We start from the raw sequence: 16,815 nt of genomic DNA, 5'->3' as shown, positions 1-16,815 counted from the left end.
GGTCCCACCTGACCCCATGCCGAACTCAGAAGTGAAACGCCGTAGCGCCGATGGTAGTGTGGGGTCTCCCCATGTGAGAGTAGGGAACTGCCAGGCATCAAATTAAGTAATAAGCCGGTGCATAAATCCGGTGGTTACAGCAGTCTTCGGTGGAGCGGTAGTTCAGTCGGTTAGAATACCTGCCTGTCACGCAGGGGGTCGCGGGTTCGAGTCCCGTCCGTTCCGCCACTTATTAAAAGCCCTGAGTTAACGCTCAGGGCTTTTTTCTTATCTGCTTCCCAATTATTGCTAAATCAGCAAAAATCCTCTGCGTTTTACGACCTTTTTCAGCATAACGCCAGCAGCGATAATCTTCCTCAGTTAACGAACATTACGAATAACGAGGAATGACATGACTATCCCTGCATTAGGCCTGGGCACTTTCCGCCTGAAAGACGACGTTGTTATCGCATCGGTCAAAACCGCCCTTGAGCTTGGCTATCGCGCAATTGATACCGCGCAGATTTATGAAAATGAAGCTGCGGTTGGCCAGGCGATTGAAGAAAGCGGTGTACCGCGTAACGAACTGTTTATCACCACCAAAATCTGGATCGAGAACCTCAGTAAAGACAAGCTGATCCCAAGCCTGAAAGAGAGCCTGAAGAAGCTGCGTACTGACTATGTCGATCTGACCCTGATCCACTGGCCATCTCCGAATGATGCCGTTTCTGTAGAAGAATTCATGCAGGCGCTGCTGGAAGCGAAAGAGCAGGGCTTAACCCGTCAAATTGGTATTTCGAACTTCACCATTCCGTTGATGGAAAAAGCCATCGCTGCCGTTGGCGCAGAGAACATTGCCACCAACCAGATTGAGCTCTCCCCTTATCTGCAAAACCGCAACGTGGTGGCGTGGGCCAAACAGCACGGCATTCACATCACTTCTTACATGACGCTGGCATACGGTAAAGCGCTGAAAGATGAGGTCATTGCACGTATTGCAAATAAACATAACGCAACGGCTGCACAGGTGATCCTGGCCTGGGCGATGGGTGAAGGTTATGCCGTTATTCCATCTTCAACGAAGCGTGAAAACCTGGCCAGCAACCTGTTAGCTGTGGATCTCCAGCTGGATGACGAAGACAAAAAAGCGATCGCTGCCCTGGAGTGCAACGATCGCCTGGTGAGCCCGGAAGGTTTAGCGCCAGACTGGGATTAATATTGACCTACCCTCTGTACGCTTAACCCTCACACAGCTCCTTCGGGAGCTGTTTTTATATGCTCGCTCAGAAAGTCGATAAAGGCACGGATACGCGTGCTCACCGCTCTGTCACTGTAGTAAACCGCACTGAAGGGCATCTCTACCGGCAGACGCTTGTCCGCCATTAACTCCACGAGCTCACCGCGCGCAATTTCTTTATCAATCATGTAATCAGACAAACAGGCGATCCCATTTCCTTCAAGACACAGCTGCTTCAGCGTTTCCCCGCTGTTGGACGACAACCCGCAGGTGATCTCATGCAACTGACCGTCAGGGCAGGCAACAGGCCAGGTATTCAGTGATACCGGCTCGGTGAAACCCAGACACAGATGCTGCTTCAGCTCTTCAACGGTTTCAGGTTTGCCGTGTTCAGCGATGTATTGTGGTGAGGCGATGATTTTACGGTAGCTGGCAAACAGAGGACGCGCGCGCAGGCTTGAGTCCGTCAGGGTTCCCGCCCGGATCGCCACATCGACTTTACGTTCGATAAGATTGATAAAGGTCTCGGAGGAGACCAAAGAGAGCGTCATCTCAGGATAGCGTTCACGGAAAGGTTTAATCAGCGGCATCAGAAAGTGCAGAACTACCGGTGTGGCCGCATCAATACGCAATAGCCCACGCGGTGTGCTGCGCGTTTCCATGATCTCGGTCTCTGCTGCAGCCATCTCCTGTAAGACAGACTGCACCCGGCGGAAGTACCGTTCACCTTCTTCCGTCAGGCTCAACTGCCGCGTCGTGCGGTTGAGAAGACTCACCCCAAGCTTCATCTCAAGCTTTTTCACTGAGCGGCTTACAGCAGAGTTTGCCTGCCCTAACTGCTCTGCCGCGCGGCTAAAACTGCCACTTTCGACGACGGCGACAAAGATTGTCAGCTCTTCCGAGGTTGCTTTCATTGTTGCACCACCTGCAAAATTCTATTGAGATTTTGACCATTTTTGTTATTTAACCACTGGCGCATACTGCCTGTCATCTTAATCCTGATGATACGGAGTATTTTATGCCACTGGCGCTACTTGCCCTGACGATCAGTGCCTTTGCAATTGGCACGACCGAATTTGTTATCGTAGGACTGGTTCCTACCATCGCTAACCAGCTTGCTATCTCATTACCTTCAGCCGGGCTGTTGGTCTCCATCTATGCTTTGGGTGTCGCTGTCGGCGCGCCCGTCCTGACGGCATTAACCGGGCGATTCCCGCGTAAGCAACTGCTGGTCGCGCTGATGGTGCTCTTCACGGCCGGCAATATACTGGCCTGGCAGGCGCCGGACTACACGACGCTGGTCATTGCCCGCCTGCTGACTGGCCTTGCTCATGGGGTGTTCTTCTCGATTGGCTCCACCATTGCAACCAGCCTGGTACCTAAAGAGAAAGCCGCATCAGCCATTGCCATTATGTTTGGCGGATTGACCGTCGCACTGGTCACCGGCGTACCATTAGGGACGTTCATCGGACAACATTTCGGCTGGCGTGAAACCTTCCTCGCCGTTTCTTTACTGGGCGTGATTGCACTGGTGGCCAGCCTGCTGCTGGTACCGTCGAATATTCCCGGCCGTACAAGCGCAAGACTGAGCGATCAGATTAAGGTGCTCACACATCCTCGTTTACTGCTCATCTATGCCGTTACGGCGCTGGGCTACGGCGGCGTGTTCACGGCATTCACCTTCCTCGCTCCAATGATGCAGGATCTGGCCGGCTTCTCTCCTGCAGCGGTAAGCTGGATTTTACTGGGGTACGGTATCTCTGTGGCGATTGGCAACATCTGGGGAGGTAAGCTCGCGGATAAGCATGGTGCTGTACCAGCGCTTAAGTTTATCTTCGCGGCACTGGTGATTCTGCTGATGCTCTTCCAGTTCACGGCATCGATTCAGTACGCCGCGCTGGTAACGGTACTGGTCATGGGCATCTTTGCCTTTGGTAATGTACCCGGCCTGCAGGTCTATGTGGTACAAAAAGCCGAACGCTATACGCCAAATGCGGTGGATGTGGCTTCTGGTCTGAACATTGCCGCCTTCAACATTGGTATCGCGATCGGTTCCATCGTTGGCGGGCAGACGGTGGAGCACTTTGGATTAACCCAAACCCCGTGGATTGGTGCCGTTATTGTGCTCGTTGCCTTCCTGCTGATTGGTCTGAGCGGGCGCCTTGATAAACCCTCTCGCGTAGCGCTTGGTTAAACCTCAGTAAGTGCTTGCTTACAAAACTGGAAAGAGGTTTCTCAGTAATTGCGTTGAAAGTGTGACCTAAAATCCCTATAACATTAGAACCAGTCCGTTTTCCGGGCTGGTTCATGTTACAGAGGTTGTTTCCAAAAGTGCGAAAAAATACCTATGCCATGCGTTATGTTGCCGGAATGCCCGCGGAGAGGATCTTGCCTCCCGGGTCGTTTGCGAGCCTCAGCCAGGCATTACCTGCCGGTACACCGTTAAGCAGCGATGAAAAAATTCGGGTGCTGGTATGGAATATCTTTAAACAGCAGCGCGCGGATTGGTTATCCGTCCTCAAGAACTTTGGTAAAGATGCCCATCTGGTTCTGCTGCAGGAGGCGCAAACCACGCCTGAGCTGGTAAGGTTTGCGACCACTAACTATCTCGCCGCCGACCAGGTGCCCGCATTTGTATTGCCGCAACATCCCTCTGGCGTGATGACCCTTTCTGCCGCGCATCCGGTTTACTGCTGCCCGCTGCGCGAGCGCGAGCCTATCCTGCGACTGGCAAAATCGGCGCTGGTGACGGTCTACCCACTGCCTGACACGCGGCTGCTGATGGTCGTGAACATCCATGCGGTAAACTTCAGTCTGGGCGTGGATGTGTATAGTAAGCAGTTACTTCCGATTGGCGACCAGATAGCCCATCACAGTGGGCCTATTATTATGGCCGGGGATTTCAATGCCTGGAGCCGTCCACGCATGAACGCGCTGTATCGCTTTGCGCGGGAGATGTCGCTGCGTGAAGTTCGTTTTAGTGATGACCAGCGCAAGAAAGCGTTCGGTCGTCCTCTCGATTTCGTTTTCTATCGTGGTTTGAGCGTGCATGATGCCTCTGTTCTGGTCACTCGCGCCTCCGATCACAACCCGCTACTAGTGGAATTCAGTCCCGGCAAACCTGATTAATATGGTGAGTCAGGTCTGCCGTGGGGCAGGCCGGTTGAGTGCTGCCCTTTACTTTAACCAACGCAAGGACAGTACAATGACAACAACACACTCTCATCACGACAACGTCGAAAAACAGTTTGGTTCCCAGGCAAGCGCCTATCTGACCAGCGCCGTTCATGCTTCCGGCCGCGATCTGGTGCGTCTCGGCGAGCGTCTCTCGGCGTTCCCGCAGGCAACGGTGCTGGATTTAGGCTGCGGAGCAGGGCATGCCAGCTTTACAGCAGCGCAGCATGTGGCTCAGGTTACGGCGTATGATTTATCCAGCCAGATGCTGGAGGTGGTGGCTGAGGCGGCAAAAGCCAAAGGGCTCACCAATGTCGATACGCGCCAGGGCTATGCCGAATCCTTACCTTTCGAAGAGGCGTCGTTTGACGTTGTTATCAGCCGTTACTCCGCGCACCACTGGCACGATGTCGGCCAGGCATTACGGGAAGTCAAACGCGTGCTGAAGCCGGGTGGAACCGTCATCATTATGGACGTCATGTCTCCGGGTCACCCTGTACGGAACATCTGGCTGCAGACGGTTGAAGCGCTGCGTGACACCTCGCACGTGCAGGATTATTCCAGTGGGGAGTGGTTAACGTTTATTACTGAGGCCGGTTTAATTTCACGTTCACTGATAACCGATCGCTTACCGCTGGAATTTAGTTCGTGGATCGCCCGTATGCGCACCCCGGACGCGTTAAGCCAGGCCATACGGTTGTATCAGGACAGTGCTTCCTCAGAGGTGAAGGCCTACTTTGAATTGCAGGATGACGGTTCGTTTACCAGCGATACCATCATGGTTGAAGCGCAAAAAGCGAAGTAAAAAAAAAGCACCGAGGGGAATCGGTGCCTTTTTATCTTTGTATCGTGTAATCAGGAGTCTGGCGTGGCGCTGTTTTTCACAAACAGTGTCAGCTGGTCGCCTGGTTGCAGATTGTCAGTATCATTATTCCAGCGCATCACATCCTTAATGTTCACGCCGTGTCGTTTTGCGATACTGGACAGTGAATCGCCTTTACGCACGCGATAGGTAATGCTATCGCTGTTATTGGCGAGACGCTGTGCGCTGCTACCCGCACCCACCGTCAGTGTCTGACCCACTCTCAGACCTGAGCTGCGCAGGTTATTCCACTGCTGCAGATCTTTTGCTGTCACGCCAAGACGTGATGCAATGCCCGAAAGCGTATCACCGCTACGAACCTTATAGCTGCGGCTGTTGACTGATGATGCATCCGCAATCAGCGTTGACTGAACGGCGGCAATTTCACCAGACGCTAAAGACTCACGTAACTGTTCAGCATGTTTCTGCGGAACCATCACATACTGTGGGCCACTCGCCCCCAGCGTTGAGCCTTTAACACCCGCGTTAAAGGTTTTCAGTTTACTTACCGACATACCCGTCATATCGGCAACCTGTTGAATATCAACCGGGTTGCTGAGGCGAACGCGCGCCAGTGCACGACTTTCGTCTGGTGTTGGCAGTTGTACACCGTAACGCTTGCTGTTTTTGAGAATATCACTCAATGCCAGCATTTTCGGTACGTAAATCTTTGTTTCCTGTGGCAGTGAGAGCGACCAAAAATCGGTGGATTTACCCCGTGCTTTATTCGCTTTCATTGCCTTCAGTACACGACCTTCGCCACTATTATACGCCGCAACCGTTAACAACCAGTCGCCGTCAAACATCTTGTTCAGACGTTGCATCATGTCGAGAGCGGCTGTCGTGGAAGCGACAACATCGCGACGCGCATCATAGTTACGGGTCTGTTTCAAACCGTAGTTTCGCCCGGTGCTCGGAATGATCTGCCAAATACCTGCGGCATTGGCACCAGACGTCGCGTGTGGGTCAAAAGCGCTCTCCACTATGGGTAGGAGTACCAGCTCCATAGGCATGTTACGTTTCTTAACTTGCCCGGCTATCCAGTACATATACGGCTCTGCCCGTAACGTTACATCGTGGAGATAGCTCTTATTTCTTAAATACTTCTGTTTCTGTTCGCGAATCCGGCTGTTTTCCGGAATTCCCATCTTTAGCTCGTCGCCAATAGAGGTCCACAAGTTTTGATCCTGCGCGAAAGATGTCCCATCGTCCAACCAACGCGCTGAGCTTGTAAACTTCCCTGCTTCCCCTTGACCAGCTGCAGAAAGGCTCTGTGCGTGCTGTTGTACGTTGCTGCCGTTCTGCGACTGGCAACCAACAAGCAGGACAGAGGCGAGTAAGATCGCTTTTGCCTTCATGTGTGTGTCAATAGTTGCTTAAAAGACGAGCGATGATAACGGCGAAATTTTGAAAAGGCAACCCGCAATTATCTGAAGTTATCTTTCTTTGACCTTAACCATGCAAATCGCTGTTCTGGTTGTTGCAATTTTGTTTCTTGGTTAATTTTATTAATTAAATCAATGTCATCTGTTCTAAGAAATAAATTAATTTTACGCTCGTTTTTCAGAATTACGGGTAGTGTTTTTTGGTTTTTTGCACGTAACTCCTTCACTTTCTGATAGTAATCCTGAATCGCACGATCCTCAGGTAAAATGCTGGCAGAAAACTTCATATTTCCTAATGTATACTCATGCGCGCAACAAATTACAGTATCGTCAGGCAGGGCATTAATTTTTTGTAAAGATTGATACATCTGGGTTGGCGTGCCTTCAAACAGTCTTCCACAGCCGCCAGAAAACAGCGTATCGCCACAAAACAGATAAGGTTTGCTGTAGAAACACAGATGTCCCAAAGTGTGACCTGGTGTAGCAAATACGGAAAACTCCCACTCACGTATGAGGATATTTTTGCCTTCTTCGACTACTTGCGTGATTCCCTTATCTTGTGCCTCTGCCGGTCCGTAAACCCCCAGATGCGGGAACCGGGCGCGCAGCTCAGGCACACCGCCGGTATGATCGTGGTGATGGTGGGTCAGGAGGATTGCTTCAGGCTGCCAGCCGTTCTCTTTTATTGCCTGCAGAACCGGGGCGGCCTCTCCGGGGTCGACAATGACGCATCGACGCGCGTCATCGACTAAAACCCAGATGTAATTGTCCTCAAAGGCAGGAATACTGATAAGATTCATACATTACCTCTTATAGCGTGGCGGGTGTTTTGATGAAACCGGCAAGGATACCTCAGACTGTCGCAGCACCGGAACGTTGGGCGGAATTGCCCTGGGGTGAATACTATCGCGAGGCATTAGAACTACAGCTTAAGCCCTGGCTCGCGAAAATGTATGGCTTTCACCTGCTTAAGATTGGCAATCTCAGCGCGGAAATCAATACCGAAAGCTGCGCTATCTCACATCAGGTCCATGTCTCTCTCGGCGGATCGCCCGTTCAGGTGAAGGCAGACCCTTTACATCTGCCGTTTGCGGAAAAGTCGGTTGATGCGTGCCTGCTGGCGCATACGATACCCTGGTGCAGCGATCCTCATCGCATGCTGCGTGAAGCCGATCGCGTGCTGATAGATGACGGCTGGCTGGTGATAAGCGGGTTTAATCCGCTGAGCCTGATGGGGCTACGCAAGCTGGTGCCCGTATTACGCCGCACTCCTCCTTATAACAGCCGGATGTTCACCATGATGCGCCAGCTGGACTGGCTTTCGCTGCTGAATTTTGAAGTGCTCAGCTACGGCGGATTTCAGGTACTGCCCTGGGCCAGAAAAGGGGGCGTTTTGCTGAGTACCCATTTGCCCGCATTAGGCTGCTTGCAGTTTATCGTTGCGCGTAAGCGAACCATTCCCCTGACGCTTAACCCGATGAAGCAGAGCAAAACCAAAACGCCGATCCGCCAGACCGTGGGGGCCACGCGGCAGTACAGAAAACCGTAATCAGGATTCAGGCTGATAGCCCGCGTCCTCATGTGCCGGGTTAGCGGCCGCCGTCCGCGCCAGTTCATCGCAGCGCTCGTTTTCCGGGTGACCGGCATGGCCTTTTACCCATTCCCACTTAATATTATGCTGGCCCAGCGCCGCATCCAGTCGTTTCCAGAGATCGACATTCTTGACGGGCTTCTTATCTGCCGTCTTCCAGCCGCGTTTTTTCCAGTTGTGGATCCACTGAGTGATCCCCTGGCGCACGTACTGGCTGTCGGTACTGAGCACCACGTCACAATGTTCTTTTAAGGCTTCCAGCGCCACGATGGCCGCCATCAACTCCATGCGGTTGTTGGTGGTCAGGAAATACCCTTCACTAAAAGTTTTTTCGTGCTGACGATAGCGCATAATCGCGCCATAGCCGCCAGGCCCTGGGTTACCGAGACAAGATCCATCGGTGAAAATTTCTACCTGTTTACGCATCTCTGGTAGACTTCCTGTATTTGAAACGTTCAGTTAAACGATAAGTCTGACATAAATGACCGCTATGAGCACTGCAATTACTCGCCAGATTGTTCTTGATACCGAAACCACCGGTATGAACCAGATCGGCGCGCACTACGAAGGGCACAAGATCATTGAGATCGGTGCTGTTGAGATGGTGAACCGTCGTCTGACGGGGAACAACTTTCACGTCTATCTCAAACCCGATCGGCTGGTGGATCCCGAAGCGTTCGGCGTTCATGGTATTGCCGATGAGTTCTTGCTGGATAAACCGACCTTCGCGGAGGTGGCGGACGAATTTCTGGACTACATCAAAGGCGCAGAGCTCGTCATTCACAACGCCTCGTTCGATATCGGCTTTATGGACTACGAGTTTAGTAAGCTCCAGCGCGATATCCCCAAAACGAACACCTTCTGCAAGGTCACTGACAGCCTGGCGCTGGCCAGGAAGATGTTCCCCGGCAAGCGTAACAGCCTCGATGCGCTCTGTTCACGTTATGAAATAGACAACACCAAGCGAACGCTGCACGGAGCATTGCTCGATGCCCAGATCCTGGCGGATGTCTATCTGGCGATGACCGGCGGTCAAACGTCAATGAAGTTCAGCATGGAGAATGAATCTCAGCAGACGCAGGGCGAAGCGGGAATTCAGCGTGTTGTTCGTCAGGCCAGCCGCTTGCGGGTTGTTTTAGCGAGTGATGAAGAGCTTCTCAACCACGAATCTCGTCTGGATCTGGTCCAGAAGAAGGGCGGAAGCTGTATGTGGCGTGCGTAAGGCATGCCAGAATGCCTGTAAAATCACCGTTCGGGTGATTTTTGCAGCAAACGATTCAAAACGTGAGAAAAAGCGTTGACGAGTTCAGAGGCAAACCGTAATATGCGCCTCGTTCCCAAGGGAACACAGCGGAGCGGTAGTTCAGTCGGTTAGAATACCTGCCTGTCACGCAGGGGGTCGCGGGTTCGAGTCCCGTCCGTTCCGCCACTATTCAGGCCCACGTTATTTATAACGTGGGCCTTTTTCATTTCTGCGTTTCCTCAATCCTGAATTTCTCGTCTACCCGGCCCGTTGCTGTCGTCACGCGGTGAACGGCTGAGTTCCTGTTTAATTGATTTTTAATTAAAAAACTCATTCTGATATTATTATTAAAATAATCAATTTGATTTATTATTCTTTTCGTGTAAGTTCTTAACCGTTAATTATTCTTTTCCTCCTCTTTCCTTGTTCACTCATTAATAGCTTTTTGATGTCAACTATTCCTAATGCGGCGTAGAGCGTTGCGTGGTTTTTTCCTACCCATATTAAGAGGTCAGACATGATAGTTTTAAGCATCATGTCGATGAACCCTGTGGACATGAATTATCTCAGAAAGGCATCAACGTAAGGCAGTTCAGGGTGTATCAACAAAAATGTTTATATATCCACTATTTAGTGAGTGAAATTCACCAAGGACTTTAAGTATGACGGACAATAAAGTCATTTTAGCGGTCAATAACGGAGACGGAAAAACTCGGTTGTTGACCGCAGATGCAGGCCGGACGGTTAAGGTAAAACTTATCCCCGGCAATAAATATTTATTGAAGAATATTAACGACGACTTCGCTCCAGAAAATATTACGCTGCAGCGCGTAGGCAAGGCGCTGCACATTATCCAGGAAGGCGATACACAGCCAAGCATAATTATTGAAGATTACTTCAATGGTGATCCTAACAACCCGGTGCTGATGGGCATGGCGGAAGATGGATTACTCTACGCCTATGTTCCTCTGTCGGGCGAAAGCTACGACACCGGCTATCTGATGGCTGACGGCAGCATGTCACCTGTGGCGTTAGGCGGAGAACCGTTAGGCGCGGGTGGGCCTCTTCTGACGGCCCCGGATGACGACAACGACATGCTGTTTGGCATGCTGGGATGGTTTGCACTTGCGGCGGCGGGTGTAGGGGCTGCTTTCGCGCTGTCTGAGATGGACAACGACGACGGCGATAACCACTCCACGCCTGATAAGCCGAGCATCGGCACCACGATGGATGATGAAGGCTCAATCAAAGGCCCGTTAAAATCAGGTGATACGACCGATGACTCAACGCCGACGCTGACCGGTAAAGGTAAGCCTGGTGATACCATCCATATCTACGATAACGACAAAGAGATTGGCTCCGTTATCGTCGATGATGAAGGCGAGTGGAGCTATACGCCTGATAAGCCACTGGGTGAAGGTGAGCACGAGCTGACCGTCGTGGAAAAAGATCCTGACGGCAACGCGAGTCCTCCATCAGACCCGATTGTCATCGTCGTTGATACGGTTGCGCCAAAAGCGCCGACGATTGAACACATCATGGACAAAGTGGGTAAAACCACCGGTGAAATTCATGATGATGCTTACACCGACGATCCGAAACCAGAAATGAGCGGTACCGGTGAAGCAGGCGCAACGATCGCGATTTACGATAACGGTAAAAAGATCGGCGAAACCACCGTTAACGAGGATGGCCGTTGGTATTTCAAACCGTCCGAGAACCTCACTGACGGTAGCCACAGCATCACGGTCAGCCAGACGGATAAAGCGGGTAACGTCAGCGAACCGTCTGACGAGCGTGATTTTATTGTATTGACTGAACCTCCGGGAAAAGCAGAAACGCCTGAGGTCATTGACAATACCGGTCCGGTAACCGGTCCGCTCAAACCGGGTGATGTAACGGATGACAGTCAGCCTTCTTTCAGTGGAGAGGGAACACCGGGCAATACCATCATTATCAAAGACAATGATAAAGAGATCGGCTCGGTTATCGTCGACGACGAAGGTAAATGGTCATTTACACCTAAGGATGAACTTACCGAGGGTGAACATAATGTCGTGGTCGTTGAGGAAGATCCGCTCGGCAATGAAGGCGATCCTTCCGATCCGATTCAGATTATTGTGGATACCACGCCGCCAGCCAAACCGGATATGGCCGATGCCCAGGATAATACCGGGCCGATTACGGGCCAGCTGAAAGGCGGTGACGTCACGGATGAAACCCGTCCGGTATTCAGCGGTAAAGGTGAACCGGGCGACACCGTGACCATTTATGATGGTGACGAGGTGCTTGGCACAACCGTTATTGACGATAAAGGCAACTGGACGCTGAAACCAGAGAAACCGCTGGGTGAAGGCGATCACAGTATCACCGTTACGCAGACGGATAAGGCGGGCAATACCAGCGATCCCTCGGAAGCGCTGGAGTTTGAAGTTGACACTACCGCGCCTGATGCTTCAGCAAATGTTCTGAATATTACCGGCGTTACGGATGACGTAGGCGATCGTCAGGGCAATGTAGCTAGCGGTGACATCACCGATGACAGCAAACCGCTCATCAGTGGTATCGGTGAAGCCGGGAACACCGTCTTTGTCTACACCACCGACTCTTCCGGCAAACACCTGATTGGTACAGCGGTGGTAGGCAGTGATGGCACCTGGAGCCTGACACCAGAAACCCCACTGACGGAAGGCCTGAACAAGCTGACCCTGGAGACGCAGGACCCGGCGGGCAACCGCGTTGCCGGTGAAGCGCCGTCTTACGACATCAATCTGCTGATCCCGGTGAGTACTGCACCGTCCATCAACAGCGTTGTGGACAACGCCGAGCCGCACGTCGGTCCAATGCAGAAAGGCGAATCCACCAACGACACCACCCCAACCCTGAGCGGCAGCGCTGCACCGGGCGACGTTGTGTCTATCCTCGACAACGGGAAAGTGATTGGCACCGTCAAGGCGGACAGCAACGGGAAGTGGTCGTTCACCCCGGATACTGCGCTGGCGGATGGCAAGCACACCTTCACCGTCACGGCGACTGACGCAGCGGGCAACGCGCGCACCAGCGGCAGCTTCCCGATCGTGATCGATACTGCGGCACCGTCTCCGGCAGAAAATATCGTTATCAATGATAACGTGGGCGACAAGCAGGGGCCGGTAGGTCCAGGCGACACCACCGACGATCAGTCCCCGACCCTGAGCGGCGAAGCCGAGCCGGGCAGCGTGGTGGACATCTATGATAACGACGAGAAGATCGGTTCCGTCATCGTTGATGACGAAGGTAAATGGTCCTATACGCCAGACACGCCTCTGGCTAAAGGCGATCATGAGATCACCACCACCGTGACCGATCCGTCTGGCAACACCAGTGAACCGTCTCCGGGGATCTCCTTCACCGTCGATCCGGATCCAAACCAGGTGACCGTGGGTGAAGTGGTGGATGACCAGGGGCCGATCGTGGGCAACCTGAAGCCAGGCACCGTGACCGATGATGTCCGCCCTGAACTGAGCGGTAAAGGTAAGCCAGGCAGCACCGTGACCATCATGGATGGCGACGATGTACTGGGCTCCACCGTGGTGGATCCGGACGGCAACTGGACCTTCACTCCTGAACAGGATCTGGCCGATGGCGGTCACAGCCTGACCGTGATTTCCAAAGACCCGGCCGGAAACGAGGTGACCTCTCCGTCCTTTGATATTACCGTTGATGCGACCGCCCCGGAAAAACCTGTACTGGGATCCGCAACCGATGATGTGGGAACAATTCGTGGCGATCTGAGCAACGGCGGCACCACCGACGACGCAAACCCAACCTTCAACGGCTCTGCAGAGCCGGGCAGCCGTGTCGATATTTATGACAACGGTGAGCATATTGGTTCGACGATTGCGGACGACAACGGCGCCTGGCAGTTCACGCCAACCACACCTCTGCCAGAAGGTGAGCACCATATCACCACCACCGCAACGGATGAAGCGGGCAACACCGGTCCGGAATCGGATGATTTTGTGCTGGTGACCGACTACACCCCACCAGTGGCAAGCAGCGATGTACTGAACATTACGTCCGTAATGGATGATGTCGGCGGCCGTCAGGGTAACGTGGCCAGCGGTGAAATCACCGATGACAGCAAACCGGTTATCAATGGTATTGGTGAAGCGGGAAGCACCGTCTTTGTTTACAGCACGGATGCTAACGGCAAACATCTGCTGGGCTCAGCCGTGGTCGACAGTGAAGGCAACTGGACGCTGGCACTGGATACACCGCTGGTGGAAGGGCTTAATCAGCTGACGCTGGAAACCCAGGACGCAGTAGGCAACCGCGTAGCGGGTGAAGCACCGTCTTACGACATTACCGTTTTGATCCCGGTCAGCACCGAGCCGTCCATCAACAGCGTTGTGGACAACGCCGAGCCGCACGTCGGCCCAATGCAGAAAGGCGAAACCACCAACGACACCACCCCAACCCTGAGCGGCAGCGCTGCACCGGGCGACGTTGTGTCTATCCTCGACAACGGGAAAGTGATTGGCACCGTCAAGGCGGACAGCAGCGGTAAGTGGTCGTTCACCCCGGATACCGCGCTGGCGGATGGTCAGCACACCTTCACCGTCACGGCGACTGACGCAGCGGGCAACGCGCGCACCAGCGGCAGCTTCCCGATCGTGATCGATACTGCGGCACCGTCTCCGGCAGAAAATATCGTTATCAATGATAACGTGGGCGACAAGCAGGGGCCGGTAGGTCCGGGCGACACCACCGACGATCAGTCCCCGACCCTGAGCGGCGAAGCCGAGCCGGGCAGCGTGGTGGACATCTACGATAACGACGAGAAGATCGGTTCCGTCATCGTTGATGACGAAGGTAAATGGTCCTATACGCCAGACACGCCTCTGGCTAAAGGCGATCATGAGATCACCACTACCGTGACCGATCCGTCTGGCAACACCAGTGAACCGTCTCCGGGGATCTCCTTCACCGTCGATCCGGATCCAAACCAGGTTACCGTAGGTGAAGTGGTGGATGATCAGGGGCCGATCGTGGGCAACCTGAAGCCAGGCACTGTGACCGATGACGCACGTCCTGAACTGAGCGGTAAAGGTAAGCCAGGCAGCACCGTAACCATCATGGATGGCGACGATGTACTGGGCTCCACCGTGGTGGATCCGGACGGCAACTGGACCTTTACCCCTGAACAGGATCTGGCCGATGGCGATCACAGCCTGACCGTGATTTCCAAAGACCCGGCCGGAAACGACGTGACCTCTCCGTCCTTTGATATCTCTGTCGATACCGTGGCACCGGAAAAACCGGTTATTGGTGTTGCGACTGATGACGTCGGCTCCAGCCGTGGCGATCTGAGCAGCGGTAGCACCACCGATGATGCGAACCCAACCTTTAAAGGTTCCGCAGAGCCGGGCAGCCGTGTCGATATCTATGATAACGGGGAGCTGATTGGTTCTACCGTGGTGGACGAAAATGGCGGCTGGCAATTTACGCCAACCACCGCGCTGCCAGAGGGTGAGCACCATATCACCACTACCGCAACCGATAAGGCCGGTAACACGGGTCCGGAATCAGATGATTTTGTACTGATCACCGACTACACCGCGCCTGACGCGAGCAAAGTGGCGATCACCGAAGTCTACGACGACGTGAACACCGCAGGCGTGGTTGCCTCCGGCGGGGAAACCGACGACAACCGTCCGCTGATCAAGGGTACCGGTGCGGAAGCCGGCAACACCATCACCGTGTACAACGGCGACAAGGTCATTGGCACCGCGAAAGTGCAGGCCGACGGCACCTGGTCCCTCGAGCCGACCACTCCGCTGCCGGACGGGAAGTACACCCTGACGGCGAAAGAGACCGACGGCGTGGGCAACGTCTCCGGTCCGTCCGGTGAGTACATCATCAACGTGGCCACCGTACCGCCGCAGGCACCGACGCTGGATACCGTCTATGACGACGTGGCCCCGCATGCGGACTACCTGCAGAAGGGTGACGTCACCAACGACACCACCCCGACCCTGAGCGGCAGCAGCGGCGTGGCGGGCGGCACCATCAGTATCTACGACAATGGTCGTCTGATTGGCACCACCACCGTGGGCAGCAACGGCAGCTGGAGCTTCACGCCGGATACGGCGCTGGCAGACGGCAGCCATAACTTCACCGCCACCGTCACCGACGGCGTGGGCCGCACCAGTGAGCCAACCGGCGGCTTCGGTATCGTGGTGGATACAAAAGCCCCGGATGCAGCCTCTGACCTGCTGGTCACCGACAACGTCGGTGCGTACCAGGGCCCGGTCGTGAGCGGCGACACCACCGATGACAACACCCCGACCCTGAGCGGCAGGGCCGAGCCGGGCAGCACGGTGAACATCATCGACAACGGCCAGGTCATCGGCACCGCGAAGGTGAACCCGGACGGCACCTGGAGCTACACCCCGGACCAGCCGCTGGCGAACGGCGCACACGACCTGACCACCACCGTCACCGATCCGTCGGGCAACACCGGGCCGGAAGGCTCGCACGTGGTCATCACCGTTGACGTGGTCCCGGGCAAGGTGGAAATCACCGCCGTGACCGATGACACCGGCAGCGTGACCGGCAGCCTGTCGCAGGGCGCACTCACCGACGACACCCGTCCGCAAATCAGCGGCACGGCGAAGGCGGGCAGCACCGTGACCATCATGGACGGCAGCAACGTGCTGGGTACCACCACCGCGGGCGCGGACGGCACCTGGAGCTTCACGCCGAGCGTGGACCTGGGCCGCGGCGACCACACCTTCACCGCCACGGCGAAAGACCCGACGGGTAACGAGTCGAGCAGCAGCAGCTGGACCGTGACCATCGACACCGATGCGCCGGTGAAACCGACCATCGACGCGGCGCTGGACGACGTGGGCAGCGTGCAGGGTAACCTGGCGAACGGCGGCACCACCGACGATCCGACCCCGACCCTGAGCGGTAAGGCGGAAGCGGGCAGCACCGTGAAGATCTACGATCAGAACGGCCTGCTGGGCGAAGTGACGGCGAAAGCCGACGGCACCTGGAGCTTCTCACCGGTGGCGAAACTGCCGGAAGGCGAGCACCGCTTCCACGTGACGGCCACCGACAGGGCGGGCAACACCAGTGTGGCATCGGACGACTTCGTCCTGACCCTGGACTACACCGCCCCGGATGCGAGCAAGCTGGCGATCACCGAAGTCTACGACGACGTGAACACCGCAGGCGTGATTGCCTCCGGCGGGGAAACCGACGACAACCGTCCGCTGATCAAGGGTACCGGTGCGGAAACCGGCAACACCATCACCGTCTACAATGGCGACAAGGTGATTGGCACCGCCACCGTAC

The 16,815-nt window shown here is 54.6% G+C and carries 11 protein-coding genes, 2 tRNA genes and 1 rRNA gene; 10 read left to right on the top strand and 4 right to left on the bottom strand.

The window, feature by feature from the left end; all coding sequences use genetic code 11:
• The 3 genes from rrf to dkgB form a co-directional block, all read left to right on the top strand.
• Positions 1-96, top strand: a 5S ribosomal RNA gene (rrf, locus tag AC2FAK_RS22565); the annotation flags it as partial.
• Positions 97-151: 55 nt separating this feature from the next.
• Positions 152-228: transfer RNA gene (locus AC2FAK_RS22560), tRNA-Asp, on the top strand.
• A 163-nt stretch (positions 229-391) separates the two neighbouring features.
• Complete coding sequence (dkgB, locus tag AC2FAK_RS22555) at positions 392-1,195, top strand: 2,5-didehydrogluconate reductase DkgB (protein WP_013095681.1); 804 nt, start codon at positions 392-394, stop codon at positions 1,193-1,195.
• Positions 1,196-1,224: 29 nt separating this feature from the next.
• On the opposite strand, the gene yafC is transcribed toward dkgB, so the two are convergent.
• The gene (gene yafC, locus AC2FAK_RS22550; protein WP_038982956.1) at positions 1,225-2,130 is read right to left on the bottom strand and encodes a DNA-binding transcriptional regulator YafC; all 906 of its coding nucleotides are present in this window, start codon (positions 2,128-2,130) and stop codon (positions 1,225-1,227) included.
• A gap of 104 nt (positions 2,131-2,234) precedes the next feature.
• Between yafC and AC2FAK_RS22545 the strand changes: the two genes are divergently transcribed.
• The 3 genes from AC2FAK_RS22545 to AC2FAK_RS22535 all read left to right on the top strand — a co-directional run bounded on the left by AC2FAK_RS22545 (position 2,235) and on the right by AC2FAK_RS22535 (position 5,195).
• A complete protein-coding gene (locus tag AC2FAK_RS22545; protein WP_029882849.1) occupies positions 2,235-3,410 on the top strand; it encodes an MFS transporter in 1,176 nt (391 codons plus the stop codon).
• Between the two features lie 137 nt (positions 3,411-3,547).
• Entirely contained in the window at positions 3,548-4,345 is a 798-nt protein-coding gene (locus tag AC2FAK_RS22540) for an endonuclease/exonuclease/phosphatase family protein (protein WP_038420885.1), read from the top strand.
• Positions 4,346-4,421: 76 nt separating this feature from the next.
• Positions 4,422-5,195, top strand: a complete 774-nt coding sequence (locus AC2FAK_RS22535; protein ID WP_094085135.1) for a class I SAM-dependent methyltransferase — start codon at positions 4,422-4,424, stop codon at positions 5,193-5,195.
• 50 nt (positions 5,196-5,245) lie between these two features.
• Here the strand turns inward: AC2FAK_RS22535 and mltD are convergent, their stop codons facing one another.
• Both mltD and gloB read right to left on the bottom strand, forming a co-directional pair.
• Entirely contained in the window at positions 5,246-6,610 is a 1,365-nt protein-coding gene (gene mltD, locus AC2FAK_RS22530) for a murein transglycosylase D (protein ID WP_013095686.1), read from the bottom strand.
• Between the two features lie 68 nt (positions 6,611-6,678).
• Positions 6,679-7,437, bottom strand: a complete 759-nt coding sequence (gloB, locus tag AC2FAK_RS22525) for a hydroxyacylglutathione hydrolase (RefSeq protein WP_095455770.1) — start codon at positions 7,435-7,437, stop codon at positions 6,679-6,681.
• A gap of 32 nt (positions 7,438-7,469) precedes the next feature.
• Here gloB and AC2FAK_RS22520 point away from each other — a divergent pair, with 32 nt between their 5' ends.
• A complete protein-coding gene (locus AC2FAK_RS22520; RefSeq protein WP_029882853.1) occupies positions 7,470-8,186 on the top strand; it encodes a class I SAM-dependent methyltransferase in 717 nt (238 codons plus the stop codon).
• Here AC2FAK_RS22520 and rnhA read toward each other — a convergent pair whose 3' ends face one another.
• Positions 8,187-8,654, bottom strand: coding sequence for a ribonuclease HI (rnhA, locus tag AC2FAK_RS22515; RefSeq protein ID WP_013095689.1), 468 nt, complete (start codon positions 8,652-8,654; stop codon positions 8,187-8,189).
• Between the two features lie 64 nt (positions 8,655-8,718).
• Between rnhA and dnaQ the strand changes: the two genes are divergently transcribed.
• The 3 genes from dnaQ to AC2FAK_RS22500 form a co-directional block, all read left to right on the top strand.
• On the top strand, positions 8,719-9,450 hold the full coding sequence (gene dnaQ / locus AC2FAK_RS22510; RefSeq protein WP_095455771.1) for a DNA polymerase III subunit epsilon: 732 nt from the start codon (positions 8,719-8,721) through the stop codon (positions 9,448-9,450).
• Positions 9,451-9,580: 130 nt separating this feature from the next.
• A tRNA-Asp gene (locus AC2FAK_RS22505) sits at positions 9,581-9,657 on the top strand.
• Positions 9,658-10,133: 476 nt separating this feature from the next.
• Positions 10,134-16,815, top strand: a 6,682-nt coding sequence (locus AC2FAK_RS22500) for an Ig-like domain-containing protein (RefSeq protein WP_485453329.1), incomplete at its 3' end; no start/stop codon positions are given.

This window comes from Enterobacter cloacae complex sp. 394F7 (assembly GCF_057320385.1).
The sequence above is the reverse complement of the archived record's forward strand: the minus strand, read 5'-3'. Positions and strand labels throughout refer to the sequence as shown.

What these genes read in the sequence shown, in the direction of transcription:
- rnhA (WP_013095689.1), bottom strand. Translation starts at nt 8,654, where the DNA reads ATGCGTAAACAGGTAGAAATTTTCACCGATGGATCTTGTCTCGGTAAC.
- dkgB (WP_013095681.1), top strand. Translation starts at nt 392, where the DNA reads ATGACTATCCCTGCATTAGGCCTGGGCACTTTCCGCCTGAAAGACGAC.
- AC2FAK_RS22545 (WP_029882849.1), top strand. Translation starts at nt 2,235, where the DNA reads ATGCCACTGGCGCTACTTGCCCTGACGATCAGTGCCTTTGCAATTGGC.
- AC2FAK_RS22535 (WP_094085135.1), top strand. Translation starts at nt 4,422, where the DNA reads ATGACAACAACACACTCTCATCACGACAACGTCGAAAAACAGTTTGGT.
- gloB (WP_095455770.1), bottom strand. Translation starts at nt 7,437, where the DNA reads ATGAATCTTATCAGTATTCCTGCCTTTGAGGACAATTACATCTGGGTT.
- AC2FAK_RS22520 (WP_029882853.1), top strand. Translation starts at nt 7,470, where the DNA reads ATGAAACCGGCAAGGATACCTCAGACTGTCGCAGCACCGGAACGTTGG.
- dnaQ (WP_095455771.1), top strand. Translation starts at nt 8,719, where the DNA reads ATGAGCACTGCAATTACTCGCCAGATTGTTCTTGATACCGAAACCACC.
- yafC (WP_038982956.1), bottom strand. Translation starts at nt 2,130, where the DNA reads ATGAAAGCAACCTCGGAAGAGCTGACAATCTTTGTCGCCGTCGTCGAA.
- mltD (WP_013095686.1), bottom strand. Translation starts at nt 6,610, where the DNA reads ATGAAGGCAAAAGCGATCTTACTCGCCTCTGTCCTGCTTGTTGGTTGC.